The organism is Dictyobacter alpinus (assembly GCF_003967575.1).
Lineage (GTDB): Bacteria > Chloroflexota > Ktedonobacteria > Ktedonobacterales > Ktedonobacteraceae > Dictyobacter > Dictyobacter alpinus.
In genome coordinates, this window is sequence record NZ_BIFT01000001.1 from 152601 (window position 1) to 178847 (window position 26247).

The window sequence follows — 26247 nt, forward strand, 5'->3', positions numbered from 1 at the left end:
CAAGTAGGTCTCATAGTATTTTCATGAAAGAAATTAATAATCAGCCTGAGAGCCTGAATGGCTCGCACGCAGATCGTCCAGTTACGGAACTTCACCGTAGCTCCGATCTCGCTACCCTGATGCGCAGCCGTCGTAGTGTCCGCCAGTATCAAGCAACCCCGGTTGCACGTGAGCTACTAATGCAGATGCTTGAGGCGGCGCGCTGGGCACCATCCCCCCACGGACGCCAACCCTGGCGTTTTGTGGTTCTGACACGTCTCGAGCCTAAAGAACAACTGGCAAATGCCATGGGGAGCACCTGGCAGCAAAACTTAGAGATGGATGGTCAGGCAAACGAAATTGTCGCCATCCGTCTGGAGAAGTCTCGACAACGGATCTTGCAGGCTCCTGCCATTATTCTTCCTTGCCTCTATTTAGAGGATTTAGATCACTATCCTGACGCGCAACGGCAGGACGATGAGAAGACTATGGCGGTACAAAGTATAGGTGCGGCTATCCAGAATATGCTTTTAACTGCCTATGAGTTAGGTTTAGATACTGGTTGGATGTGTGCTCCCCTGTTTTGTCCTGAAGTCGTTTGTGAGGCGCTGGAGTTGGACGCGCACTTAATTCCACAGGCATTAATTACTGTTGGGTATGCTGCCGCCGATCCTAAAAGACGTCCTCGCTTGCCGTTGGATACTTTAGTAGTTCGCTTCGATTGAGGTAATGTGTATGATTGCTGTTCTCGCTGGCGGCGTTGGCGCTGCACGCTTCTTGCAGGGACTGGTCCAGGTGGTACCAGAAGAAGAAATTACGGTCATCACAAATACTGGTGATGACCGCCTCTTTTATGGCCTGAATGTCTCCCCAGACACAGACATTGTCATGTATACACTGGCTGGTCTTGTGGATGAAAAAAACGGCTGGGGTATTCGCAACGATACGTTTCACACCATGCAACAGTTGACCAGCTATGGTCATGAAGATTGGTTTGCGTTGGGTGACCGAGATCTGGCCACACATATTCATCGCACCGCGCGTTTACGCGAGGGCAAAACGCTTAGTGAGGTTGCCGATGAGTTACGCCAGAACTTTGGTTTGAAGTTGCGTATCTTACCCATGAGCGATCAACCTGTTGCAACCCATATTCAAACACCTGCAGGACTTTTTCACTTTGAGGAATACATGGTCAAGCGCCGTTGTTCTGATGAAGTACAGGATGTAGTTTTTGTCGGGGCCAAAGATGCTCGCCCAGCACCCGGGGTTCTGGATACGCTTAAGCATGCTGACGCTATTCTGCTCGCTCCGAGTAATCCAATTGTGAGTATTGGTAGCATCTTATCTGTACCAGGCATTCACGATGTCTTGCATGAAGCCAGTGGCATGATTGTAGCAATCAGTCCTATCGTTGGGGGCGCCCCTATCAAGGGACCCGCCGATAAACTGATGCGTGGCCTGCATATGGATGTTTCAGCCGTTGGTGTTGCCCGTCATTATCGCGACTTTCTGGATGTTATGGTGATTGATGAGAAAGATGCTCATCTAGCAGATGCGATTGAAGATCTGGGTATTCCAACATCCGTTACCAATACCATTATGAGCGATAGCAAGGCCAAAGCAGATTTAGCTCGCTACGTCTTGCGTGAGGCAGGCTTACCATATTAAGTAATAGCTGTGTAACCCTTCATATCTGATCTGGCCGTCAATGCTAGCAAAGATTAGTACACAGAGGGTCCAATACAGGCTGGGCCTATTTATTAAGAATATATAGGAAAAACTCGTGAAATATACAGCACTTGTTCCGGTTAAATCGCTTGAGGAAGCAAAGAGCCGTCTCGCTGCGCACTTAACGCCTACGCAACGTGCTAGTTTGATGCTTGATATGCTTCATCATGTCTTATCGACACTGCAAGAAAGCCAGTTGTTCGATCATGTTTCGGTTGTCAGTGCTGATCCACGGGTATTACAAAAAGCGCAAGCCTGGCATGCTCAGGCGCTTGTCGAAACCCAGGCCGGCCATAACCCAGCATTGACTGCGGCTGCTATGTATGAACGACAACAAGGTGCTTCGGCTCTGTTAACCATTTCAGCGGATCTTCCCTTGCTGCAAGTTGATGATGTGCATCAACTTGTCGTCAGGTCAAAAAGCTATGATGTAGTTATTGCTACTTCACAGGATGGATCGGGTACGAATGCCTTACTCACACGTCCTCCTCTGGTACTCCCTTACCTCTTTGGCATTAATAGTCGCTATCGCCATCAGCGTGAAGCTGAACGGCTCAACTTAAGTTGTAGCGTTCAAAGTAGTTTGGGCCTGGCATTAGATATCGATACCATTGAGGATATTACCGCCCTCCAGCGCTACGAATATGCCCATCAATAACAGACATACTGTTAAGTTATTACCTCTTGCTGGATAGCCTCAGAAGCTCTCCTCTGTCACCTGGCACTACAGCGGGCGACAGAGGAGAGCTTTTTAGTGCTTTAGTGTGGACCCTGCATGCCAAATTCGGTGCCACAGGGACCTCCATCGGCATTTTCTGCGATGGCAACTTCTTCCCCACTCATGGTCAAGATAGGTCGATACCAGATTGACATGCGTTCGGAGGAACGTCCGATATAGTGACAAATGAATGATCGCCTATAGCGATCTTGGCTGGTGTTGGGCTGTGAGCCATGCACCAGGCTACCGTTGAAGAAAAGTACATCTCCCGGCTCCATATCCACCGGTACAGCTTCTAATCCCGCAGGCACTGGTACATAATCCCTGGTAAAGGATACTGTTTCATCCGCCTCTTCTGGACAGAAAATATTCATCTTTTGCGTACCTGGCACTACTTCCAGTCCACCATTCTCACGGTCCACCCGATCCAGCGCGATCCAGGCGGCAATACAGGTGCCGGGTTCAACGCGCAGAAAAAAGTTATCCTGGTGCAATGCCTGCCCTCGTCCGCCTGCTGGCTTGAAATAGAGCATGCTTTGCGCAGCCAATGGCTCCTCTCCAAAAAGATCTTCCAATATAATAGCGAGACGGCTATCAAGCAGATAGCGCAAGGCCATATCGTTAAAACGATGAGGATGCATGATGCGCGGATATTGTTTGAGAATATCACCATCAGCTTGCTCTGCGGACACTGGCTCAAAGAAACCTGGACGCGCTCCCTGCTGATGAATTTCCATAAAGTTGTCAATTAATCCTTGCACTTCTGCCGGTGCCAGTAAATGACGTACTACGATATAGCCACTCTCTTCAAACATTTGTATCTGTTCAGGTGCCAAATGCTCCAATGATACTGCCATGCTCTGTGACTCCTTCACTCATATCAACATATACCTACTATCTTAACCTTTCTATTACTGTACTGAAAATTATGCGAAAAAAGAATAGACAAGCTGGTCAGGAACATGTACAATCCTGCTATATGAGTATTGAAGTAACTGCCTCTCCACCGCCTGAGATTCTAGTGACAGGCTATTTCCAAGAATGTACTGGCTATAAGGTCTATCGTCCACATGGCTCTGGTAGCTGGCTGATTACATATACCCTATCGGGTCGGGGCTTGTATCGCCAACCAGGACTGACGGTAGAGGCTCTACCAGGAGATCTCATCCTGCTCCAGCCAGATGCTTTACATGATTATTCGGTTCCAACTGGCTACACCTGGGAATTCTTTTGGGCGCACTTTCAACCAAGGATGAATTGGTTAAGCTGGTGGCAGTTGCCAGCAAGTGGGCGTGGGTTATCAAAATTATCAGTTTCAACTCCACAGGTGCGCGAACGTTTACGCACAACCTTTCTTAAGCTCCATACTGATGCCAGTGTGCATTTTTCTACCTTGCCAACCAACCTCAGATCATCTGCAGAAGAACCCATATCAACGCTCCAACGTGAGCTGGCACTTAATGGACTTGAAGAGTTATTATTGTTAGCGGTCAGAGAAATAACCCAACAGCAGAAACCAGGACTCGATCCACGCATCCAGTTTTTGTTACAACTCATGGCTCGCGACCTCAAAAGCCATTATGATCTTAAAACATTGGGCGCTCTCGTCTCCTTATCTCCTTCACGCCTCTCCCATCTCTTCAAACAAGAAACAGGTACTTCTCTGCTGAATGTCTTAATTTCTCTGCGTCTGGAGAAAGCTACACGCCTGTTGGAATTTAGCACGAATACGATCTCGACTATCGCTGAAGATGTAGGATTTAATAGTAGTTTCTATTTTAGTCGTCAGTTCCATCAGCACTTTGGTATCAGTCCAAGTATGTATCGTCAAGAAATTGAGCAACGGCAAAAATCCGAGTGACAAGGCGCATTCGGCCAAAACCTCTATATTCCTGGCTAATCGCATGGATGTTTTGCACAAAGCAAACGCCAATAAAACGCAGCCATCAATCATCAATCATCATATGGCAAATAATAAATATAATAGAAATGCACATTTTATGGAAGATTGTCTTTACTCAGAACTTTTTTCAGCCTCTTTGGACACATTGGAAGCCTTTGTATGTTTAGTCTGCACATCAGTTTAGATTTTTGCACTTCCTTATGGAATGGTTATAACCTCTATTTGTAGGCACAATTGGAGCTATATTCAGCTCTATTTGTGCACAATGCACAATTTGAGCCCGGTAAGTTTCGGATAAACTGACTGTAGTATACTCCTCTATAACCGTCATATTATAAAGGCAGGCACAAACGATCTCGCGAGACACGAGATTGACCTTATTTCATACGACCTCATTCAATCGTGAAACAACTTTGGATGACGGGCTCTATCGTTTCTGGACAAGTGCTATGCTGGTAATAGCTAAGTAGTAGCAATTATGCTACTGGTAACGAAATGGCATCCACGCTTGCCTTTCCAGGATATGGGTATGGATAAGCTTACGACAATACGGGGCAATGCATGCCATCACTTCCTGCAATGATGCCAGGATACCATGTTAAGAGGAGAATAAGACAGATGACCCCAGAGGAAGTCCTAAAGCTAGCTAAAGAAAGCGGAGTCAAAATTGTTGACTTCAAATTTTCGGATCTACCAGGTACCTGGCAACACTTTAGCGTGCCCGTGCATGTATTGTCAGAAGACTTATTTTCGGAAGGCTTACCGTTTGATGGTTCCAGCGTTCGTGGTTTCCAGGCCATCAATGAAAGTGATATGCTCGTAATTCCAGATGCTGATACAGCTTTCCTGGATCCATTTACTGCTGTCCCTACACTAAGCCTGACATGCGATATTGCCCATCCAGGTGCTACAGGTAGCCAGAAGCCTTATAGCCGCGATCCTCGCTATATTGCCAAAAAGGCTGAGGACTATCTACGGAGCACAGGTATTGCCGATACTGCTTACTTTGGCCCTGAAGCAGAATTCTACATCTTTGACAATGTCCGCTACTCATCAGCTGATAACATTCAGTATGCTGAGGTTGATTCTGATGAGGCCCACTGGAATAGCAAAGGCCGTGATGATGCCCGCAATATGGGCCATCTGATGAATATTAAAGGTGGTTATTTCCCTGTAGCTCCTAATGATACCTATCAAGACCTGCGTTCGGAAATGGTGGTTAACCTTGAGGCGCTGGGTATTCAGGTTGAGGCCCACCACCACGAGGTTGGTGCTGCTGGACAATGTGAAATTGACTACAAGTTTGGCACATTGCTCGATACCGCCGACAAACTTTTGCTCTTCAAATATGTCATCAAAAATACTGCTCGCAAGTATGGCAAATCGGTAACCTTCATGCCAAAACCAATCTATGGTGATAATGGTTCCGGTATGCACACCCACCAGAGTCTCTGGAAAGGTGGCAAGCCCCTCTTCTTTGAGGAAGGTGGCTACGCTAACCTGTCTCAGCTGGCTCGCTACTATATCGGCGGCGTCTTGACCCACGCTCCTTCGATCCTGGCTATTGCAGCCTCTTCAACGAATAGCTACAAACGTCTGGTTCCTGGCTTCGAAGCTCCAGTCAACCTGGTCTTCTCACAGGGTAACCGTAGTGCGGCTATCCGTATCCCCAGGACTGAGAGCCCGAAAGCGACACGCGTGGAGTTCCGCCCTCCCGATCCAACTGCTAACCCATACCTGCTCTTCTCCGCTCTGTTGATGGCTGGTCTGGATGGTATCCGCAACGAGATTGATCCTGGTCAGTATGGCTATGGACCGGTCGACAAAGACCTGTACAGTATGTCGAAGGCAGAGTTGAGCGAGATCAGCTCGGTTCCTGGATCATTGGATGAGTCACTGAAGGCACTTGAAAATGATCATGCCTTCTTGCTCGAAGGTGGTGTCTTCACTACTGATGTTCTGGAAAAATATGTTGACCTCAAGCGCGAACAGGCCGATCAGGTCCGCCTGCGCCCTGCACCAATCGAATTTTCAATGTATTACGATGCTTAATGCATCCGCTTAGCAAACATTTTCTAGGTTCCAGCTATAAATGTAGCTGGAACTCTTTTTGCTTGCATGTGTTTACATTTAATAATAACAATATTGCATAAAAGATATAACACATTCTCTGCTTCAAAAGCTTATCACTCAATACACTGATAAGTACTACAATGGAAACCAATCCTTAATACTTCACCTGCTACCACGTCATAAGATTAGACATAAAACCCACGTCGATTAAACGTGCTATAGTATATATATCCACACGTTTGTTAGACTTATTCATAGAGGGACACCGACATGGAATTACTTGTAGACAGTTATGGACGACGTATTAAAAGTATGCGTATCTCAATTACCGATAAGTGTAATTTTCGTTGCACTTATTGTATGCCTGCCGAGGGACTTCCCTGGCTAAAAAAGGATGAAATTCTTTCATACGAAGAGATTGTACGCATCTCTCAAGTTTCGGTGGGCATGGGTATAGAACAGATTCGCTTGACTGGTGGCGAGCCTCTAGTGAGACGAGATGTACCATCACTGGTACAACAGTTGGGTCAGATCGAAGGGCTACGTAGTTTAAGCCTGACCACCAATGGCATCCTCCTTAAACAACAGGCCGCTGCTCTGGCTGCTGCAGGCTTAACACGCATTAATGTCAGTTTGGATTCTCTCCTACGCGAAAAATTTGCTCAACTGACGCGCCGCGATCAACTCGATCATGTCCTGGAAGGCCTGGCCGAACTCGAAAAATATCCATCAATCCATCCCATCAAAATTAATGCTGTCGCTATGCGTGGCTATAGTGAAGAAGAGGTTCTCTCCTTTGCACACCTGGCTCGCAATAAGGCCTATGTGGTACGGTGGATCGAATTTATGCCTCTAGATGCTGATCAGATCTGGCGTAAAGAGGATATCCTTACAGGTGCTGAGATCAAAAATATCATTGAAGCTGAATATGGTCCTCTGCAACAAATCACCACGGGCGATCCTTCAGAAACTGCTCGCCGTTATACATTTAGCGATGGTATCGGTGAAGTGGGTTTCATTAACCCGGTCAGTGAACCTTTCTGCTCCACTTGCGATCGTATCCGCATTACTGCAGATGGACAATTGCGCACCTGCCTCTTTGGTACTGAAGAGACTGATCTAAGAGCTGTTGTACGTGCCCACTCCAACAATGAACCACTTATCCAGGCAATCCGACAGGCAGTTCTCAATAAAGAATTAAAGCATTACATCGGCGATAAAAGCTTCAAAAGAACTAATAGAACTATGTCTAGGATCGGTGGATAATTCAATTAAACGATTGATACTCCATGTCTATTACATATACAAGTGATACGTTCTGATTATCACTTACTCCATTAATACAGTGTAGACATCTGCAAAAAGAATGTTACAAATAAAGAGCAGGATCGTCATTATAGTCAAATAGGCAAAATACATATTGTCATCAATATTATTTTGCCTAACTGTATTAACATCGTACTAAATATACATTCGGCCTGACTAGAATAACAGGCCAGAAAGAGGAAATTTGTGGCAAATGAGGAAGCGGATCTATTAACAGTCGGCGAGGTTGCAAAACAACTGAGAGTCGATGACACTACTGTTCGTCGGTGGATTAAAAGTGGTGTGCTTGAAGCGATTTCACTCCCCCATAGTGGTATACGCCAGGCGTACCGCATTCGCCGCTCGACCCTTGAAGCTTTGCTTGCAGCCCCACCATCGCCACTTGATGAAGACACCATTAGTGAAGAAGCATAATAGTCTATCGGCTTCCGAACTGCTAGTATTTTTCCCCCCAACTAGCAGACGGAGGCTTCACATACACTTCAATCTTATTCGACCTGATTACAGTTTTTGCACTATCCTTATAATATAGTTCGATACAATTGTAACCCATAAATATTCGACTGGTCAGCTGGTTGCAAATCGAATTTTTTTGCTAGCTGGGTAGCACCGGGATCAGCAATCGGTAGTAAAACTTCAAAATATACAGGAATACCTTCTGCTTCCGCTTCAAATTCAAAATCAGAGGCCAGCAAACGTGCCCGATTTAAAGCTCCTACCATTAAAGCTCTTCCAGCTCCTTGATGTCGATATTCAGGATGGACAGTTCCCTGGCAGCGTAGATGGTATCCCTCACTATCTCGCAAACATTGTAGGAGGGTATAAGCAACGATTTCTCCTTCAATACCCTCTAGAGTACCAGCTTGTCCCCAGGTCAGAAGTTCATCATCATCATCAGTCATTACAAAAGCGTTCGATAAAACATCGTTAGCTGGATTGAAAAACCAGTTTATGAACTCTTCTTCAGATTGAACTGGTCTCTGTTCAAACTCAACTGCCGCTTGTTGAATAGTAGCTACAGAGGAGATATCTCCGGAACGAAAATGGCGAATACGCATACCTGTCTTCTCAGCTTTCTCATAACATTCAGAATATCTGATGTAGTTTAGTGTTTTTATGTAACACTTGACCCATGCGCTTCAATATAAAAAATAAAATATCTATTCGTGGGCATCTGCAAAATGAGATATCTATACTATATACTATACTCACACAGTTTATCTAAAAAAAAGTGGCCACTATCTGCTTGTTTTAGACCTCACTGACCATATCTATACTAGAGGAGTTCGGCTATTTTGAGTACAAATGCTCAGCTTGAAACTATCCGGCAATCTATGCCCGCAACTACATCCCAAATCTATCTTAATACGGGAACATTTGGCCCTTTACCTACATGTGCATCGGATGCCATGGTTACACGTATACAGGAAGAATTGCTGCAAGGTCGTCTAGGAACTGCTGGTTTTGAGAAGATTATTGCGATCTATGCTTATGCTCGTGAACAGGTAGCCCGCCTGCTTCATTGCAATGCTGAAGAAGTTACCCTCACAGATAATACTGGTGAAGGAATGAATATTGTAAGCCATGGATTAGACTGGCACGCTGGTGATGAGGTTATTACAACGAATCACGAGCATATCAGCGCATTGGCACCGCTCTATCAAATACGCGATCGCTATGGTATCGTTATCCATAAAGCTGATCTAGGCCAATCTGCTGATTACTCAGCACGCGCAGCAATCGAATCCTTGATTACCTCACGTACACGCCTGATTGTCCTCTCACACGTAGCCTGGACCACTGGAGCTGTCCTGGATGTCCAGGCAGTTAGTGACCTGGGCCGCTCATTAAATATTCCAGTCCTGATCGATGGAGCTCAATCTGCTGGCAACATTCCAATAGATGTTCATGCACTTAGAGTCGATTTCTATGCTATTCCTATGCAAAAATGGCTTTGTGGTCCCGATGGTACTGGAGCTTTGTATGTACGCAAGGAATCGTTATACTATCTCCAACCAACCTATGTAGGCTATTATTCAGCCAAATTTGAGTCTGCCCTGGATTGGGAAATCCACGCTCATGCTCAACGCTTTGAACTGGGTGGACGTCAGACCGCAGCCATCGCAGGCCAATCGGCAGTACTTTACTGGCTAGAAAACATCGTAGGATACGATTGGCTCTTTCAACGCATCTCAGACCTTAATACCTACGCCTACCAACGCCTTAAAGAGATTCCTGGTCTCACCATCTTGACACCCAAAGCGGGCCAGAATGGAATCCTTTCCTTCACCATCTCCGGTATCAGTGAGACCGAAATAGTAAACAGACTACAAGAACAGCACATCGCCATTCGCAGTATTCCCGACAATCATTCCTTGCGCATCTCAACTGGCTTCTACAATACCGAAGCCGAACTCGATCTGTTAACTGAAACACTTCGTACTATACAAGAGACCTACCTCACTAATCATCCCAAAACTATTTAATTTCCATTGTACAGTGTGGGTGTGCGCAGCCGCGTACACCCACACTGTACACCCCAATCAGACCCTGAGTTTAATTGGTTCGGCTTGAGTAAACAATCTTCACAGGTTACAATAGAAAGGTCTTGATCACGTAAAGTTAAAAGCTATAGCGTCATTAGCCACAAACTCTCGAAAATTGGCCTTGTACCGATCATTAGTTAGTGTAGGTTTTTCTTTCTGGATAACTACGAGCTATCGCGATCAACCAAGGAGATGTAGAGTGGTAAAAATCATCCAAGAAGAATCAGCCCTGACCCCTCAATCACCTCGGCAATTATTACTTGATAACTATTCACGGGTACGCCACTTCACGGAACAGTTATGCGCTCCATTGGTAGTTGAGGATTATGTGATTCAATCAATGCCCGATGTTAGTCCGACACGGTGGCATCTAGCCCACACATCCTGGTTCTTCGAGACTTTTTTGTTGGAACCGAATGTTCCGGATTACATCTCGCCACATCCACAATATGCTTACCTGTTCAACTCGTACTATAATTCTGTGGGTGAGCGCCATTGTCGTCCTAAACGCGGCTTGATTTCTCGACCTACGGTACAGGAAATCTATGCGTACCGTCAGTATGTCGATGAATGTATTAGTAACTTTTTAACAGCCTGTAGCCAGGAGCATCTAGACAAAATAACGCCCATTGTGACACTGGGTATTCATCATGAGCAGCAACATCAGGAATTAATCATTACCGATATCAAACATGTTCTTTCCTGCAATCCACTCCATCCCACTTACCTGGAACGAACCATCGGACCATCGCAACCGCCGCCTCCTCTTGAATGGATCAGTTATCCTGAAGAGCTAGCCTGGATCGGATATGACAAGGATGGCTTTGCTTATGACAATGAGGGTCCCCGCCACCGTGAGTTTGTGGATGCCTATCAGCTAGGATCACGCTTGATTACAAATGCTGAATACCTGCAATTTATAAAAGATGGAGGATATCAAAATCCCCTGCTCTGGCTCTCCAGTGGTTGGAGCACGGTTCAGGCGGAACAATGGCGGGCTCCGCTCTATTGGGAGCAACATGATGGTCATTGGATGATAATGACCTTGAGCGGTTTATGTGAGGTTGAGCCTGCAGAACCTGTTTGTCATGTGAGTTATTATGAGGCCGATGCCTATGCTCGCTGGGCCAATGCCCGTCTGGCCACCGAGGCCGAATGGGAGTTGGCAACGCGTCAACTGCCAGTTGAAGGCAATTTTGTCGAAAATCAGACATTCCATCCTATACCACTGACGACCCAGGCCTCATCCACACAGCCGGCGCAAATGTATGGCGATGTCTGGGAATGGACCCAAAGTGCTTACCTGCCTTATCGAGGCTATAAGCCTGCGGCTGGTGCATTAGGTGAATATAATGGTAAATTCATGTGCAATCAATTTGTCCTGCGTGGGGGCTCATGCGCGACTTCTATCACGCATATTCGACCCACCTACCGGAACTTTTTCCCGCCAGATGCACGCTGGCAATTTACAGGTGTTCGTTTAGCACGTGAGGTGTAACATCGCACAGAGCATACATGAACAGCTTGAACGGTATGATTTCACGCCCAAACAAAATACATTTCGGATGGAAATTCTGCAAGGATTACAGAAGCCGGTCAAAGAACTTCCGAGCAAATACTTTTATGATGAGGTTGGCTCGCAATTATTCGATCGTATCACTGAACTTGATGATTATTATCTGACTCGTACAGAGTTAGAGATCATGCAGAATCAGATCCAGGACATCGCTTCAGTGCTGGGACCTGAGTGTATGCTCATCGAGTATGGCAGTGGCCGCAGTATTAAAACACGCCAGCTTTTGGATCATTTACAAGATCCGGTTGCATATGTGCCAATCGACATTTCACGCGAACATCTTCTCCAGGCTTCGCTAGAATTGGAGCAATTGTACCCACAAATCGAGATTCTGCCTATTTGTGCAGATTATACTAGCAACTTTAAATTACCACGACCAACCCGATCCGGCGGTCACAAAGTTGCTTATTATCCAGGCTCCACCATTGGTAATTTTGATCGGGAACCGGCTCGCCAATTCCTGAGCAAGATCGCCCACATGTGTGGCAAAGGTGGTGGCTTGCTGATTGGAGTCGATCTCAAGAAGGATTTCTCACTTCTCCATCAGGCTTATAATGATCGAGAAGGCATTACCGCACAATTTAACCTGCATCTGCTGGAACGGCTCAATACTGAGCTGGATACCAATTTTGTGTTAGATCAGTTTGGGCATTACGCTTTTTATAATCCAGGCCAGGGACGCATTGAAATGCATCTGGTTAGCCTGACTAACCAGCAAGTGCACATTGCAAAGGAGCAGATCAACTTTTCCAACTACGAGAGTATCTGGACTGAGAGCTCATACAAATATACGCTAGAGGAATTTGGCCAGTTAGCAGCTCATGCTGGCTTTCAGGTTGAGCATGTCTGGTTAGATCGCCGCAAGTTCTTCAGCATCCAGTATCTCTCAGTCATCTAACGTTTCCACAATACAGGCCAGCGTCCTCGTAGCTGACGCTGGCCTGTTCATAGTATCAAACAATGACGTCCGTTCCTGGTATTGACAAGTTTATTCGATATTTTTTTACCAAATATCCCATTTGCAAATCGAAAATTCAGGTATAATCGTACTACAGACAGAGCTTGTTCAATTATAAGAAAGGAGTCTGCTGTGTCTACAAATTCTCCTGAAGAAAAACCTCTACTCAAAAAGAGTATAGGTATTTCCTTATGAGAGTCGCATTCAGGGCCGGTATGCTTATTCACCCATAATGAAGAGTATACAGTCTTGCCAGATCTACTGCGTAGAATTCAATATACTGCAATAGTTCTGACCCGCTTCTACAGCATGTCTTTGATACCACAATGAATATTCAAAATGTAATTAGTCTTATTCTCGCTCCAGTCGTTATGATCTCAAGTTGTACACTCTTTATGAATGGATTACTCCAACGCTATGATTCTTTGAGCGCTCGTTTGCGCGCTATGCATATAGAACATATGGAATTGATCCATTTGATCCAGAAAGAAAATTCTGAAAACCCAAGTGATCCGCGAGAAATTAATGCTTTACGTGATCTCAATAGAGAACGTTTAAAAGAACTCGAATTTGAAATGCCGCATCTTTTAACGCGACATAAATTGCAGTGGAACGCAATTCTGGCTGCAGAAATTACTATTGGTGTGCTGGTCTTAAGTATGTTTGAGATCGGCTTCCATGCTATTACTCGCATCTCATGGCTAGAAATGGCTGCCATGTTCACATTAATGTTAGGTGCCTTAATCTTTTTAACATGTATTATGATTACAGCTTTTGAGTTTGCCGCTTCACCTAAATCGATCGTTTTTGAAGTCCAGCATGGATTGAAGTTAAGCAAGTAGAATGAGAAGTGCAGAGAGAAGATCTTAGTTTTTTTGTGTCTAAAAAGGCGTGCCAACCATGGTTGGCACGCCTTTTTAGACACAAAAAACCACCCATATAGGCGGGTGAGACGGCGACTTCCTATTTTCCCACGCAGTTGCCCACGTAGTATCATCGGGGAGGAAGAGCTTAACTACCGTGTTCGGGATGGGAACGGGTGTACCCTCTTCGCTAAAGTCACCAGCTCACCTGCACATACAAGTGGCTTTTCTTGACGAGGTTTATAATACTATAACCACTCACACATGTCAATGGTTTTTGCCAACAATTTTTCTACGCATTTACAAATATCACCCCACAACGTCTTATCAAGAGTGTCAGGATAGCTACCATAAATACTTCCTATTCCTGTAATGCAAGAGAAAGGTAAATAAACAGTGTCAACACCAGAATCTACAGATACCGCACAATTTCTTTCTTCATTTAAAGGCTTTATGGATAAAGCGGTTGCACAAAGTAAACAGGAGGAACCAATCTTTGCGACCTATCTCCATCAACACTTCGGCATTGATCCTAAAGAGTTGCCAGTAGTTGGGGAACAATTCGAGAAGGCGGATCAACCAAATTTTCAGATTGCGCTTACCCGAATGATCGACATCCATGGATGGAATGCGAAATTGCTGGGGATCACCGCTCCTAATGAGTATATGGGTATTAAGGTAGCATCTCTCCTCAACACTCAACGCCAGAACCAGGCCAGTGAAGGGCCGGTGGAGTATGTAAATGTGGTACTCCATGATGAAACATCTATGGCCTGTATCCAAACAGGCTTCTACCTGTTTCAAAAAGACAACCATCGTCTGGCACTATTGATTTCCGGCGCACGCAATCCTTTTGGGGATCTCAATATACGGGTTGAGGTAGTGGCGCGCGTGCGTGAGGATGCAGAGGCATTTTTAAGTGAGCTGCGTATAACGATGCGCCGTTATAATGTCTATCGCAACCACGTTATCTCGATCGCTATGAATAATCAGCGTCTACTTGATGTGAAATTTCACCATTTGCCAGTCATTACCCGCGACAATATTATTTTGCCGGAGGGTACATTAGAGCATATTGAACGCCAGACTATTCGTTTTGCTCAACTTAGCAAAAAACTTCAACGTGCGCAACGCCATATCAAACGCGGTCTCCTACTCTATGGACCTCCAGGAACTGGCAAGACTCTTTCGGCGATGTACATTGCCAATCAAATGCCTGAGCGCACAGTTCTACTTGTCACTGGCCAGAACACTGGCTTGATCCAAAAATCCTGTGAACTGGCCCGCCTCCTCCAGCCGGCGACGGTGATTATTGAGGATGTTGATCTGATTGCAGAGGAGCGCACCAATCAGAATCAGGCTTGCAACGCCCTGCTCTTTGAGCTACTTAACCAGATGGATGGTATCTCTGATGATGCCGATATCCTCTTTCTCTTAACAACCAATCGCCCAGACATCCTTGAGCCAGCGCTGGCTGCCCGGCCTGGACGTATCGATCTGGCCATTGAAATTTCCTTACCAGATCGCGACTGCCGCCGCCGACTCTTTGAACTTTATAGTCAGGGTCTGACATTACAATTACTCGAGCAGGAACAGATCTTAAATCAAACCGAAGGTGTTAGTGCGACGTTTATTCGCGAGCTACTACGCAAGGCAGCTCTGATTTCAGCCGATGAAAACGAGGCACGTGAACAGCTCATTATTGAGGACAAACACATCGATGATGCCCTCAAAGAACTGCTCTTCGAAGGAGGTGAGATTACCAAACGCCTCCTTGGTGCTGGACACACTTTCTAGATTGCTTAATCCTTTATGCACATTTTATTGCCCAGCTGGAACAGGCACCTGATCCAGCCGTAACGAGAGAAGGCGAGAGGCACTCTCACGCATAGTTACGCCATAGATAGCCTGCGCGACCGTCATGGTGACACGATTATGGGTGATCACAATAAACTGGGTACGCTGGGCCAGACGCTTTAAGATATCGCAGAATCGCGTCACATTTGATTCATCCAGGGCTGCATCCACTTCATCCAGCAAACAAAAGGGTGGTGGATTGATTTCCAGCAGCGAGAAGAGGAGTGCCGCTGAGACAAGCGCGCGCTCTCCCCCCGAGAGCAGGGAGAGGTCCTGCACTTTTTTGCCGGGCGGCTGCACGATCACATCGACGCCGGCGGGCATAATCGAAGATGGCACATCCTCTTCTTCGCTACGTCTGGCTGCAATTAACTCCAGTCTGGCCGTACCGCCATTAAAGAGCGTGGTGAAGTGTTCTTTAAAACGGGTATCCACTGCCTGGAAAGTTTCTTCAAACTGCCTGGCCATCGTAATATCCAGCTGCCCGATAATCGCATACAATTGCTGCGCAGCCTGTTGCATATCAGCTATCTGAGATGAAAGAAATTCGTAGCGCGTCCGCGTCTCTTCATAAATTTGAGGTGCATTGATATCGCTACCACCCATGACTTTAAGGCGAGCTCGCAATGTCTCGATGCGTCGTCGATATCTGCGTAGTTGTACCTCTTCTTCCTCAGTCAATTGCTCAAGCATATCTACCTGCGTATATGCTCCATTCTGTGCCATAGCCGTTTGTGTGCCACGACCACTGGGCGATCCTATAACAGCAGGATTTTCCACTTGCTTATCGCTAGAGGATTGCTCATCTTGCAATAGTTCATTGGGATCAGTAATCCCCATTTCCTCTTGCAACTGATTCAAAAGAACATCAACGGCATCTCTGGCCTTCTGACTATCCAACAAGGCACGCCGATAAACTGCCTCCTGCTCTTTAGCTGTCTGCTGTATTTTACTTCTCTGCTGTTCCTGTAGCAGGATTTGCTGGTCAATCTCAGCCAGTTTATCCTCAATCACATGCAAATCCTGGGTGAAGGTTTGTGCACTCTGTAAGGCTAACTCCAGGCTCACCCGCTGCTGCTCAATGGTATTTACCAGCTCCTGGTGCTTTTGCTCTGTTTCTCTAATACGTACAACCTGTTGTTGTACCTGCGCTTTACGATCCTGAGCCTGGGCCTGAAGATTTGCGTGTTGCTGACGTAGCGAGCGAGCCTCTTGCCGCTTCACTGCCAGTGCGGTTCGTGCTCGACCAAGTTCATCCTGCTGGCGCCGATAACTGATTGCACGCTCTTCTATTTCATACTGCAACTCTTCTACCAGCCCCGTCATCTCACGTTGAGATTTTTCATGGTTGCGCACACGTTCCTGGACGGCCCCAAGTTCTTGCTCTAATCCAGCCACTTCTGCTGTTAGTTGCTGCTCAACCGAGGCCGCCAGCTTAATTTCAGTTTGCACACGTTCAAGCTCGCGCTGAGAGCCAGTTAGAATCTTATTCAGTTCAGTTATACGGGTGGTGATTTTTTGCAGTGCTTTATCACAAGCGTTTAACTCAACCCGCCGACCTTCTTGTTTACGCTGGGCTTCGCTCACCATGTTATGCAACTGCTCAATCATTGTATTGATCTCTTCAAGATCCCTGGGCAATTCACGTAGCTCACGCTCATGACCCAGTAATCCTTGCTGGTTGCCTTCCTTTCCACTTCCCCCTGTCAACCAGCCATCAAGATGCAGAGTCTCACCGACCATAGTGACCAGAGAGGTGAAAGGTAGATCACTATCAGATGAGGCTGTTAGTTCAAGGCCCCAGGCGAGTAATTCCTGAGCAGACGCTAAATCATGAGTAATCACTACCCCATGCAAAAGACGATGAAATAAGGATATAAAACGTGGCTCACATTGAATATGCTTCCAGGCAAATCCTAATATACGCGGCTGCAGCTCTGGCACAGTTTCCAGATAGCGCTGCAGGACATGTTCTTCCACTTGATCCTGGATATCTCGTACTTCTGAGAGATCGTCGTCATCATAGTCTTCATCTTCATCTAAACGTTGCCGCCAGACAATCATAGCTCGACCTGAACGTGACTGTTGGAGGTACGCTAGACCACGTTGGGCATCAGTTAGCGTCTGTACAACTACAGCTTGCATATATGGACCCAGGGCCGCTTCCAGAGCCATATCCATGCCATCGGTAACCACACATAATTGAGGAACAGGACCGATAATGCCAGAAACTTTTTCCTGCGGCGCTTTGAGCAGGACACGTACACCATCACTATAGCCACTTAAACTCTGTCGCCAGTTTTTCAGCATGTTCAGGCGATCTATAGTAGTACGTTTGCGGCGCTCAGCTTCTGTGAGCGTGCCTTTCATCCGATCCATTTCTTGCTGGGCGTCTGCGATGGTTTTTGTGATGCTTTGTTTCTGCTGGATGAGTTGCTGCTCTTCACCTTTCACTCCATCCAAACGACCTCTCTCCTCTACCAGTCGTGTCTCTAAAGTACGCACAGATTGTCGAGCTTGAGAAATCGTGTCGCGGCGGGCCGCCAGGGTACGGTTTCGTTCCCCAAGTTGCTTTTGCAAACGACCAAGCTCGGATTGGGTAGAACCCAGACGCGCTTGAACTTGCATCAAATCACTTTGAGCGGAGCGTAAACGACGCTCATCTAGCTCATATTCTTTCTGGGCCTGGGCCACTTTCCCTTCGAGGCCAGCCAGTTGTGTTGCATCATTATCTAAAGCTTCATCGGCAAGGTCACATTGTTCTTCTAGATCAATTAATTGTTTTTGGAGCGCAATTGAACGCTCACGCAGCCGACGTTCTTCTGCCTGTGCTTCATGGCGCTGGCGCTCTATTCCACCCAGCCGCTCTGCATTCACCGCCTGATCACGCTCTAACTTTTGAACATGCTCATTGGCCCGGTCACAGGCAATTCTAGCCTCGCTGATACGCTTCTGGAATTGCTGCCGTTGCCCTCTTAATGCCTGCGCTTGTTCATTCAAGGTCTGTAATGCCAGTTCTCCCTGGCGTACCCGCTGTCCTTGCTCTCGCTCGGCGAGGGCAGCGGACTCACGTGTGTTGCATAGCCGCCGCCATTGCAAACTATACCAGGCCAGCAGAACCTCCTGGAGCTCGTTATTTAATTGCGCATACTCTACGGCTCGCTTGGCTTGTTCCGCCAGTGGAGCTAAACGCGGCTCAATTTCACTGACAATATCACGCAAGCGTTCAATGTTTTGCTCGGTTTGCTTTAAGCGGTTTTCGGCATCGGTACGCTGCACCTGAAAAGGACGTATACCGGCAGCATCTTCAAAGAGAGCACGCCGTTCTTCGGCACGCAGGCTCAACGCGGCATCAATCAATCCCTGGCCAACTACCGTATAAGAATCATGACCAATACGTGCCTGCGCTAACAGTAGCAGCACATCTTTCAGGCGCACCTTCTGTTTGTTGATTAAATATTCATTCTCGCCTGAACGATAACTACGTCGCGTTACCGTGATTTCACTATATTCTGAGGGTACCCAGCCAGTGCTGTTATCAAGTGTAAGCGAGACCTCTGCCATCCCCAGTGCCGCTTTTCCCTGGCCACCAGCAAAAATAATATCGTCGCTCTTCTTTCCCCGCAACTGCCGCATACTTTGCTCACCCAATACCCAGCGCATAGAGTCCGCCACGTTGGATTTTCCCGCTCCGTTTGGCCCCACCACCGCCGTGATACCAGGACTAAATTCGAGAAAGGTTCGAGAGGCAAAGCTCTTAAACCCTAGCATTTCTAATCGTTTGAGATACACCGCCTGGCTTTATCCTCTTCCTGAAATATGTTGCCACTATTGTTATCTACAGTATACTCGTAGCCAGCCGTCTCGGCAGAGAATTGTTCCACTACCATGACCATCTTGCTGTATACCATCTATATCCGTCTCTTTGCCCTCACAACTATACGAAATCGCAGCGGTGGCAAGAAGATAGTGATTGGAGGTCAGTATTTCAACGGGCCTCTCTTCACTGGCCACTCCACAGATGAAATTATATAAATGCAGGACCGGCCAATCGTGTGCATTCACAACGTAATCATCATCAGTAGGATAGGAATGATAACTGGCCTGCCTCTCATCTTGCGGCTCTTCATAACTCTTCCCTGCCGCAAGCTTCTCTATCACATTCACCAGCAACCGACCACCTCGTTGCGCACACAACAATTCCAGTTCTGTATAACTGATCCCTTCAGGAACTGGGATCTCTTCCTGCTCCAGAATCGGACCACTATCAAGCTTCTCGGTCATGCGATGGATGGTCACACCAGTACTTGCCTGGCCCTCATAAAAGGTCCAGAATAACGGTAGCGGACCTCGATTTGCCGGTAACATTGAGGGATGAACATTGATGCACCCCAATGCTGGCAGGTCCAGGATTGAATGAGGGATGATTTTGGAGAAACAGGCCACACATAACAGGTCCGGCTGATATGCCGCAAGCTTTTCAAAAGTTTCTGGAGCATTGAGTTTACTTACCTGCCAGATAGGAATACCGTGCGTCCAGGCAAGCTGCACAAGCGAAGGCGTGGCACCAGTCATCATTGGCAACATACCTCTCTGTGGACGTGGTGGTTGCTTCAGTGATATAGCTGGCGACACATGGATACCTGGTAACTGGCTTTCATTTGAAGGAATAACTATCGCCGATATGTGTATGTTGTTACGTAGTAAAGTCTCCAGGACAGGTAAGGAGAAATCACACTCCATGCCAAAGAATATGATGCGCAAACTTTGCTGATATGGCTCTATGCTTTTTGATGTAGGAGCTTCTTGTGGCTGTTGTAGCGCTTGAGAAGTCTCATCCATGTTATTTATTCCATTCTAGCATTTTGCTTGCTTTAATCCTTTAGACAAACAAAAGTTCTAAATGATAGTAGCAAATCGCTCACCCAATGTCAAACGCTTGCTTAATTGTTCATACAGCCCTCTATTATGATTACCAGAATTTCTTTCAGAGTTTAGATTGAAAAATGCAAGCAATCATACCCGTCGACATAGTACAATAACAAGAAGGATATGTCATGGGGCATTGACTAACGTTTTCCATTAACGGCAAGTGCGAGCTGCTCAATGGTCTTAGGTATACCTTAACTATGGGAGACATTTCATATGCCAAGAATAGTTTATTGTGTGAAGTTACAACGCGAGCTCCCAGGCCTGGACAAGCCTCCATTCCCAGGCAAGCTTGGGCAACGCATTTACGAACAAATTTCAAAACAAGCTTACGACATGTGGCCGGCTCAGCAGGTGTTGATTATCAACCACTATGGTCTGAACATGGCCGATCCTGAGTCACGTAAGATTTTGCGCGAACAAATGGAAGAATTCTTTTTTGGCAGGGATTCTGCTATGCCAGAAGGATGGACGCCAGAAGCTGCTGGAGCAGGTGGACCAGGTCCACAGCGCAAAGGAGGAGGAGGAGCACCACGAAAGAAATAAAAAAACGCGGAGACATTCTTTTGATCTCCTGCTATGAATTAGGGCATCAACCTTTTCATCTTGCATCATTGTCGGCCATGCTTGAGCAGGCCGACTATCTTCCTGTCTGTGTGGATACAGCACTAGATGCACTCTCAGATGAAACAATCAATCAGGCACGCTTCGTGGCGATCTCAGTCCCTATGCATACAGCGATGCGACTAGGGGAACAGATTGCGCAACGGATTCGCACGCTCAATCCCACTGCCTATATTTGTTTATATGGACTCTATGCCTTGCTCAATGCCGATCATTTATTGCAACAAGGCGCGATAGATGCTGCAATCGGTGGTGAATATGAGGTACCACTATGCCAGTTGATTGCTGCCTTTGAACAGGAAAAGGACGAAGCGACCCCTGGTGTCTATAGCCGTGGACATGTTAGCGGTCCCTGGATTCAACGCACACCTTTTGTGGTTCCTGAACGTAGTGGTTTACCTGCGTTGGAACGTTATGCACGGATGGAACAAGGCACCGAGACACACGTGGTAGGCTATACCGAGGCGACACGCGGCTGTAAGCATACCTGTGTCCATTGTCCGGTTACTCCAATCTACCATGGCCGTTTCTTTGCGGTGCCAGCCGAGATTGTACTGGCTGATATCCGTGCCCAGGTAGCGCAGGGAGCCCAACATATTACGTTTGGCGATCCAGATTTCTGGAATGGACCAACCCATGCACTGCGCATTACACGTGCTATGCACCAGGAATTTCCTGAGCTGACGTTCGATGCCACCATTAAAATTGAGCATTTACTCAAACATCGACAACTCCTACCAGAAATGAAAGAGCTCGGCTGTGTGTTCGTGGTCTCAGCGGTAGAGTCTCTCAACAATACCGTGCTTGAGCAGCTAGCCAAAAACCACACAGCCGCCGATGTAGCAGCGGCCTTTGCAGAAATGGAACGCGTCGGTATTACGTTGCGCCCTTCCCTGCTCCCATTTACACCCTGGGAAACGCTTGAAAGCTATATTGAGCTACTTAACTTCTTTGAAGCCGGCCATTTTATCGAGCATATTGATCCTGTCCATCTTTCGATCCGCCTTCTCATTCCTCCAGGTTCTGCCCACCTGGATACACCGGAAAGCGAGCAATGGATCGGCGAACTCGATCCAACCGCCTTCGGTTATCGCTGGAGCCATCCTGATCCACGCATGGATGAACTACAGAAGCAAGTAGCGATCCTGGTAGAACAGGCAGACCAGATGGGTTCTGACGCGATCATGACTTTTTTCCAGATCAAGGCCAAAGCGCTCGCTTTTAAGGGTGAGAAGCTTTCAGCCTTCAAAGCTATGCGCCAATATGGAGAGCGCAAAGACTTACCGCATCTAACAGAGTCCTGGTTCTGCTGCGCGGAACCAACCAGTAATCAACTCTGTGCTAAACGGGCCTGATCGCAACCCAAGAAACGAGTTATGGTTCTATGGATGATACGCTTCCTACAGGAAGACGGATCTCCCCCATAACTCGTTTCTTGTTACTTTTTTCGTCTCAATCGTATCTATAATCACAAAAGCGGTGAAATGAAATAGGAGGAACTCGTAATGGCGCAGGAAATGAAGGCTCGCGCGAAATTTGTACAGGACACCTTGCAGGCGCAAGGCTATTCATCACAGGTGGTGGAACTTTCCGCATCCTCGCGTACGGCTCAAGAAGCGGCCCAGGCTATCGGTTGCCAGGTGGCCCAGATCGTAAAATCGCTCATTTTTATGACGAAAAATACGTCCAGGCCAGTTCTGGTAGTAGCCAGCGGCTCTAATCGGGTCAATGAGAAACTGCTGGGACAGCTAGTTGGCGAACCTATTGTGCGCGCTGATCCAGATTTTGTGCGCCAGCATACCGGCTATGCTGTAGGTGGTGTCGCCCCCCTGGGACATCCAGAGCCACTGCTCACCTTTATCGACTCCGATCTTTTACAGTATGAGCAGATCTGGGCTGCTGCTGGCACTCCCTTTGCAGTTTTTCAATTAACTCCTCAAGAGCTCCAGCAGATGACCCAGGGCCAGGTAGTCTCTATCTCGTAATAAAGAAGCTAGGCATTATAAGACATTTTATAAATGGTACCGCTATTATCATCTGAGATAAAGATATTTCCCTGATGATCAATGGCGGTATCCACCGGACGTCCCCAGATATTAGCGTTATCATTCCAACCTGTCACCAGATCGATCTGCTGTCCTGGCTGCTGTGATTGGGTATTCCAGGGAAAGTAAGCAACTTTATAGCCAGTTGGCTGTGTACGATTCCAGGAACCATGCAGACTAATTAATGCTCCTGTACGTTGTGAATTCATCGCCAACGGATCTTGCAGGAATGTCAATCCCAGAGGTGCTGAGTGGGCCTGAATGCCTTTATCAATGCGCGTCATCTGGCTACAATTGACATGCCCATCTGCATTAAATTGAACATCGCGATCAAAAGGCATCTGATTGACACCTTGATCTGGATTGGGATTACAGAACGGCCAGCCATAGTTAGCTCCATCTCGAACCCTGGTAAATTCTTCGGGCGGATGATTATCTACATAGGCTGGAATCCTCTGACCATACTGACCAGTAGCATCCTGATGTGGATACAATATGTTGTCACGATTATTGACCGCCGCCCAGAGATCATCCGTGCCTGGAACAAAAGCTAAACCCTCAGCATTACGCAAGCCATGTGCATAAAGTTTACCTTGCGTCCCGTCAGCGTTATATTGATAGATTGCTCCACGCAAAGGATTACTCTGTGTATCAGCCAGACAGGCGTTACAGGTCGAGGCAATCGATACATACAGCTTGTGATTGCTATCCAAAGCGATGTTCTTCAATTCATGGCCATAAGCCCCACGCAATTCTCCTGTACTGCTATCTGGCAAATTAGCGACAACAACCTGCCGATCATGCGCCTGGGTATCACCTTTTTGATACAGGAAACGATTCACCTGATTGGTCTCAGAAATATAAAGATATGTTTGCTGGCCTATCGTATGAAAAACCATATCATGTGGCCGGCGCAAACCCGTGACAAAGTCCGACATAACAGGATCACCTTGCTGTGAGGCCCGAACCAGGACAATTTTTCCTTCATCGGGTACAGAGACAAGCAGGTCACCATCTGGCGTCGTCGCCATAAAGCGGGCCTTAGGAATGCGGCTATAAACAGCTATTTGCATATGTGGTGGAATATTTAAATAACGATCCTGTTCAAAAACTCCACTTCGCATCGCAGCTGGCGTTAACACTTTGACACGTTGGCTACCTTGACTCGGCTGTGTCAGAATCTCTGAGACCGCTGATCTTTTTTTTGTCTTCTGCTCAAACTGCACCGTTGCAGTTGCCTGTGGTGTTGCCGTTGGGCTACTTGCTGTTGGTTGAGTATTAGTAGAACTGCTACTCTCACCACAACTACTAAATAGTAAAGCCACACAAAACCATAAAGCGGTCATGCTAACAATACGTGAATATTTCCGCACAGTATCAGGCTCCTCTTTCAAAATCACTAAACTCATCGAGTCAAAAAAGCAAAACAACCCAAAAAGCACTTATCAGTATCTAACCCTCTTAATCTGCTGCATTCCCTGCCTACTATAACTTATTTTTCTGCACCCTTGTACTCAATATAGCAGCAAAGTACCACATACAACAAAAGAGCTTCACCAGCAGATTGCATGCTCTTTTCTATGTCTACCCCTGGCGTTGTACAACCGTAAAAAGAGATGAAGCTGTTGTGATAACTCAACACTGGGTGGATACTTCCCACATTGAGAGCTACAATGAGATAAGACATCTATAAGCCAGAAACGAGGTAATTTCATGGACCCAGCCACAAAAAAGCAGGCCTTGCGCGCATTTACGTACGGACTCTATGTTATTATGAGCAAAGAGAATGAGGTGGTAAACGCATTTACCGCCAACTGGCTCACACAAGTCTCTTTTGAACCGCCACTGATTGCCGTCTCGATCGAAAACAATGCCAGATCACTGGCAATGATTAAACAAACTCAGACCTTTACCATCAATGTTCTTCGTACAGGACAGCGTGAGCTGGCCGGCCAGCTTGGTCGCTCTTACAATAAGAATCCTGACAAACTTACAGATATTGCCTATCACCTACAAGATAACCGTTATCCAATCTTAGACGCTGCACTCTCATGGGTAGCCTGTGAGGTACGCAACATGGTGCCGGCAGGCGATTCTACCTTATGTATTGCCGAAGTTATTGATGCAGGTGTGCTCGCTGAAGGGACATCTTTAACGATGAACGAGGCGGGCTTTCGTCATGCTGGCTAAAAAGGTCCGTAGAAATGTTGGTGGTGACAGGTATTTGTATTTTTGATACTTGTCCCGCCATCAGCCACAGCTATATATGTTATAGAGAGATATTCTCTATCCTTACGAGAAAACGCAGAAAAAAGGAGTTACCTGCATGCAAGACGAGAGTAGCGTCTCGATAAAGACCATGGAAAAATTCAATTCAGAATGTCCTTTTTGCCAGGTGAATGCAATTGCACAATTAGTCATGAAACAGACACCCAACTTTCGATTGGTAGCTGACCATGCCCCTCTGATTGAGGGCCACCTGTTAATTATTCCTAAACAGCACTATACCTGCTATGGAGATGTGCCCGCAGCGTTGGACGATGAACTGTTTGAAATCAAACAAGAGGTGGAACGCTTCTTCAAACTCACCTATGTCAATCCAGTCTATTGGGAACATGGCATTTTCCATCAGACAGTCTTTCACGCTCACTTACACTGCTTCCCCATCGGACCACTTACCTATGCCAACAAACAGCCAGGTCGTGGTCAATTGGTAGATAGGCAGGAGAAGATTCGTGACTGGCATCAAGAAAAAGGGGAATATTTTTATCTGGGAGACTCACAACATGGCTGGATCTTTCCACCAGAGGCGGACGACTATAACTTTATTGTCAAAAATGAATTAGGGCCTATGGTCACAGCCCATAGCACATATAAACAATGGCGGCTATCACAGGAACGACAGATTGAAGGCAAACCTCTCATTGCCTCTGTTATGCACAAATGGCAGGAGTTTCAACAGAACAGGTAACTGAAGAACGCTTAAATTTGACCCATGGCTTCAATGCTCGTTCATAGCTACGCACGCTCTTCAAAAAAAGCGTATAATAATAATCGTGTGCTTTTGCACATATTCACCTATACATACTGGATATATTCTTTCTTTCAACATATCTCAGTAA

At 46.6% G+C, this 26247-nt stretch carries 22 protein-coding genes and 1 rRNA gene; 17 read left to right on the forward strand and 6 right to left on the reverse strand.

The genetic code is table 11. The features are described from left to right. The first annotated feature begins 23 nt into the window (after nucleotides 1–23). The 3 genes from EL633_RS00615 (at nucleotide 24) to cofC (ending at nucleotide 2365) form a co-directional block, all read left to right on the forward strand. Nucleotides 24–704 (forward strand): nitroreductase family protein, encoded by a 681-nt coding sequence (locus EL633_RS00615; RefSeq protein ID WP_126625342.1) that lies wholly within the window; start codon nucleotides 24–26, stop codon nucleotides 702–704. Between the two features lie 10 nt (nucleotides 705–714). Next, the gene (cofD, locus tag EL633_RS00620; protein WP_126625343.1) at nucleotides 715–1647 is read left to right on the forward strand and encodes a 2-phospho-L-lactate transferase; all 933 of its coding nucleotides are present in this window, start codon (nucleotides 715–717) and stop codon (nucleotides 1645–1647) included. A gap of 115 nt (nucleotides 1648–1762) precedes the next feature. Continuing rightward, a complete protein-coding gene (gene cofC, locus EL633_RS00625) occupies nucleotides 1763–2365 on the forward strand; it encodes a 2-phospho-L-lactate guanylyltransferase (protein ID WP_126625344.1) in 603 nt (200 codons plus the stop codon). A gap of 101 nt (nucleotides 2366–2466) precedes the next feature. Here cofC and EL633_RS00630 read toward each other — a convergent pair whose 3' ends face one another. Beyond that, nucleotides 2467–3282: a phytanoyl-CoA dioxygenase family protein gene (locus tag EL633_RS00630; protein ID WP_126625345.1), complete on the reverse strand. Its 816-nt coding sequence runs from the start codon at nucleotides 3280–3282 to the stop codon at nucleotides 2467–2469. A 71-nt stretch (nucleotides 3283–3353) separates the two neighbouring features. Between EL633_RS00630 and EL633_RS00635 the strand changes: the two genes are divergently transcribed. From EL633_RS00635 to EL633_RS00650, 4 genes are all read left to right on the forward strand, one after another. Further along, on the forward strand, nucleotides 3354–4286 hold the full coding sequence (locus EL633_RS00635; protein WP_161981837.1) for a helix-turn-helix domain-containing protein: 933 nt from the start codon (nucleotides 3354–3356) through the stop codon (nucleotides 4284–4286). A gap of 660 nt (nucleotides 4287–4946) precedes the next feature. After that, on the forward strand, nucleotides 4947–6380 hold the full coding sequence (gene glnA, locus EL633_RS00640; RefSeq protein WP_126625347.1) for a type I glutamate--ammonia ligase: 1434 nt from the start codon (nucleotides 4947–4949) through the stop codon (nucleotides 6378–6380). 291 nt (nucleotides 6381–6671) lie between these two features. Next, on the forward strand, nucleotides 6672–7667 hold the full coding sequence (moaA, locus tag EL633_RS00645) for a GTP 3',8-cyclase MoaA (protein ID WP_126625348.1): 996 nt from the start codon (nucleotides 6672–6674) through the stop codon (nucleotides 7665–7667). Between the two features lie 246 nt (nucleotides 7668–7913). Then, nucleotides 7914–8141, forward strand: coding sequence for a helix-turn-helix domain-containing protein (locus EL633_RS00650; protein ID WP_126625349.1), 228 nt, complete (start codon nucleotides 7914–7916; stop codon nucleotides 8139–8141). A gap of 107 nt (nucleotides 8142–8248) precedes the next feature. Here EL633_RS00650 and EL633_RS00655 read toward each other — a convergent pair whose 3' ends face one another. Continuing rightward, the gene (locus EL633_RS00655; RefSeq protein ID WP_126625350.1) at nucleotides 8249–8785 is read right to left on the reverse strand and encodes a GNAT family N-acetyltransferase; all 537 of its coding nucleotides are present in this window, start codon (nucleotides 8783–8785) and stop codon (nucleotides 8249–8251) included. Between the two features lie 237 nt (nucleotides 8786–9022). Here EL633_RS00655 and EL633_RS00660 point away from each other — a divergent pair, with 237 nt between their 5' ends. The 4 genes from EL633_RS00660 (at nucleotide 9023) to EL633_RS00675 (ending at nucleotide 13649) form a co-directional block, all read left to right on the forward strand. Next, nucleotides 9023–10213: an aminotransferase class V-fold PLP-dependent enzyme gene (locus EL633_RS00660; protein WP_126625351.1), complete on the forward strand. Its 1191-nt coding sequence runs from the start codon at nucleotides 9023–9025 to the stop codon at nucleotides 10211–10213. A 259-nt stretch (nucleotides 10214–10472) separates the two neighbouring features. Next, nucleotides 10473–11771, forward strand: a complete 1299-nt coding sequence (egtB, locus tag EL633_RS00665) for an ergothioneine biosynthesis protein EgtB (protein WP_218027387.1) — start codon at nucleotides 10473–10475, stop codon at nucleotides 11769–11771. Beyond that, nucleotides 11761–12747 (forward strand): L-histidine N(alpha)-methyltransferase, encoded by a 987-nt coding sequence (egtD, locus tag EL633_RS00670; protein WP_246039059.1) that lies wholly within the window; start codon nucleotides 11761–11763, stop codon nucleotides 12745–12747. The genes egtB and egtD overlap by 11 nt, the downstream gene beginning before the upstream one ends. 386 nt (nucleotides 12748–13133) lie before the next feature. Continuing rightward, the gene (locus EL633_RS00675; RefSeq protein ID WP_126625353.1) at nucleotides 13134–13649 is read left to right on the forward strand and encodes a DUF2721 domain-containing protein; all 516 of its coding nucleotides are present in this window, start codon (nucleotides 13134–13136) and stop codon (nucleotides 13647–13649) included. 108 nt (nucleotides 13650–13757) lie between these two features. Here EL633_RS00675 and rrf read toward each other — a convergent pair. Continuing rightward, nucleotides 13758–13874: ribosomal RNA gene (rrf, locus tag EL633_RS00680) — 5S ribosomal RNA — on the reverse strand. A 192-nt stretch (nucleotides 13875–14066) separates the two neighbouring features. Between rrf and EL633_RS00685 the strand changes: the two genes are divergently transcribed. Continuing rightward, on the forward strand, nucleotides 14067–15467 hold the full coding sequence (locus EL633_RS00685) for an AAA family ATPase (protein WP_218027388.1): 1401 nt from the start codon (nucleotides 14067–14069) through the stop codon (nucleotides 15465–15467). Between the two features lie 24 nt (nucleotides 15468–15491). Here EL633_RS00685 and smc read toward each other — a convergent pair whose 3' ends face one another. Then, nucleotides 15492–19319 carry a chromosome segregation protein SMC gene (gene smc / locus EL633_RS00690; RefSeq protein ID WP_126625354.1) on the reverse strand — a complete coding sequence of 1276 codons (3828 nt, stop codon included), beginning with the start codon at nucleotides 19317–19319 and terminating at the stop codon, nucleotides 15492–15494. 42 nt (nucleotides 19320–19361) lie between these two features. Continuing rightward, on the reverse strand, nucleotides 19362–20369 hold the full coding sequence (locus EL633_RS00695) for a methionyl-tRNA formyltransferase (RefSeq protein ID WP_126625355.1): 1008 nt from the start codon (nucleotides 20367–20369) through the stop codon (nucleotides 19362–19364). 303 nt (nucleotides 20370–20672) lie between these two features. Between EL633_RS00695 and EL633_RS00700 the strand changes: the two genes are divergently transcribed. From EL633_RS00700 to EL633_RS00710, 3 genes are all read left to right on the forward strand, one after another. Next, nucleotides 20673–21002 (forward strand): oxidative damage protection protein, encoded by a 330-nt coding sequence (locus tag EL633_RS00700; protein ID WP_126625356.1) that lies wholly within the window; start codon nucleotides 20673–20675, stop codon nucleotides 21000–21002. Beyond that, nucleotides 20999–22435 carry a CUAEP/CCAEP-tail radical SAM (seleno)protein gene (locus EL633_RS00705; RefSeq protein WP_126629294.1) on the forward strand — a complete coding sequence of 479 codons (1437 nt, stop codon included), beginning with the start codon at nucleotides 20999–21001 and terminating at the stop codon, nucleotides 22433–22435. The genes EL633_RS00700 and EL633_RS00705 overlap by 4 nt, the downstream gene beginning before the upstream one ends. Nucleotides 22436–22585: 150 nt before the next feature. Continuing rightward, the gene (locus EL633_RS00710) at nucleotides 22586–23065 is read left to right on the forward strand and encodes a YbaK/EbsC family protein (protein WP_126625357.1); all 480 of its coding nucleotides are present in this window, start codon (nucleotides 22586–22588) and stop codon (nucleotides 23063–23065) included. An 8-nt stretch (nucleotides 23066–23073) separates the two neighbouring features. On the opposite strand, the gene EL633_RS00715 is transcribed toward EL633_RS00710, so the two are convergent. Beyond that, nucleotides 23074–24498: a PQQ-dependent sugar dehydrogenase gene (locus EL633_RS00715; protein ID WP_218027390.1), complete on the reverse strand. Its 1425-nt coding sequence runs from the start codon at nucleotides 24496–24498 to the stop codon at nucleotides 23074–23076. A 340-nt stretch (nucleotides 24499–24838) separates the two neighbouring features. Between EL633_RS00715 and EL633_RS00720 the strand changes: the two genes are divergently transcribed. Continuing rightward, on the forward strand, nucleotides 24839–25315 hold the full coding sequence (locus EL633_RS00720; protein ID WP_126625358.1) for a flavin reductase family protein: 477 nt from the start codon (nucleotides 24839–24841) through the stop codon (nucleotides 25313–25315). A gap of 136 nt (nucleotides 25316–25451) precedes the next feature. Then, nucleotides 25452–26096 carry an HIT family protein gene (locus EL633_RS00725; RefSeq protein WP_218027391.1) on the forward strand — a complete coding sequence of 215 codons (645 nt, stop codon included), beginning with the start codon at nucleotides 25452–25454 and terminating at the stop codon, nucleotides 26094–26096. Nucleotides 26097–26247: the final 151 nt, after the last annotated feature.

Excerpts from the sequence above, each read along its gene's own strand:
- EL633_RS00615 (WP_126625342.1), top strand. The coding sequence starts at position 24 with ATGAAAGAAATTAATAATCAGCCTGAGAGCCTGAATGGCTCGCACGCA.
- cofD (WP_126625343.1), top strand. The coding sequence starts at position 715 with ATGATTGCTGTTCTCGCTGGCGGCGTTGGCGCTGCACGCTTCTTGCAG.
- EL633_RS00630 (WP_126625345.1), bottom strand. The coding sequence starts at position 3,282 with ATGGCAGTATCATTGGAGCATTTGGCACCTGAACAGATACAAATGTTT.
- EL633_RS00635 (WP_161981837.1), top strand. The coding sequence starts at position 3,354 with ATGCGAAAAAAGAATAGACAAGCTGGTCAGGAACATGTACAATCCTGC.
- glnA (WP_126625347.1), top strand. The coding sequence starts at position 4,947 with ATGACCCCAGAGGAAGTCCTAAAGCTAGCTAAAGAAAGCGGAGTCAAA.
- moaA (WP_126625348.1), top strand. The coding sequence starts at position 6,672 with ATGGAATTACTTGTAGACAGTTATGGACGACGTATTAAAAGTATGCGT.
- EL633_RS00655 (WP_126625350.1), bottom strand. The coding sequence starts at position 8,785 with ATGCGTATTCGCCATTTTCGTTCCGGAGATATCTCCTCTGTAGCTACT.
- EL633_RS00675 (WP_126625353.1), top strand. The coding sequence starts at position 13,134 with ATGAATATTCAAAATGTAATTAGTCTTATTCTCGCTCCAGTCGTTATG.
- EL633_RS00695 (WP_126625355.1), bottom strand. The coding sequence starts at position 20,369 with ATGGATGAGACTTCTCAAGCGCTACAACAGCCACAAGAAGCTCCTACA.
- EL633_RS00700 (WP_126625356.1), top strand. The coding sequence starts at position 20,673 with ATGCCAAGAATAGTTTATTGTGTGAAGTTACAACGCGAGCTCCCAGGC.
- EL633_RS00710 (WP_126625357.1), top strand. The coding sequence starts at position 22,586 with ATGGCGCAGGAAATGAAGGCTCGCGCGAAATTTGTACAGGACACCTTG.
- EL633_RS00720 (WP_126625358.1), top strand. The coding sequence starts at position 24,839 with ATGGACCCAGCCACAAAAAAGCAGGCCTTGCGCGCATTTACGTACGGA.
- EL633_RS00725 (WP_218027391.1), top strand. The coding sequence starts at position 25,452 with ATGCAAGACGAGAGTAGCGTCTCGATAAAGACCATGGAAAAATTCAAT.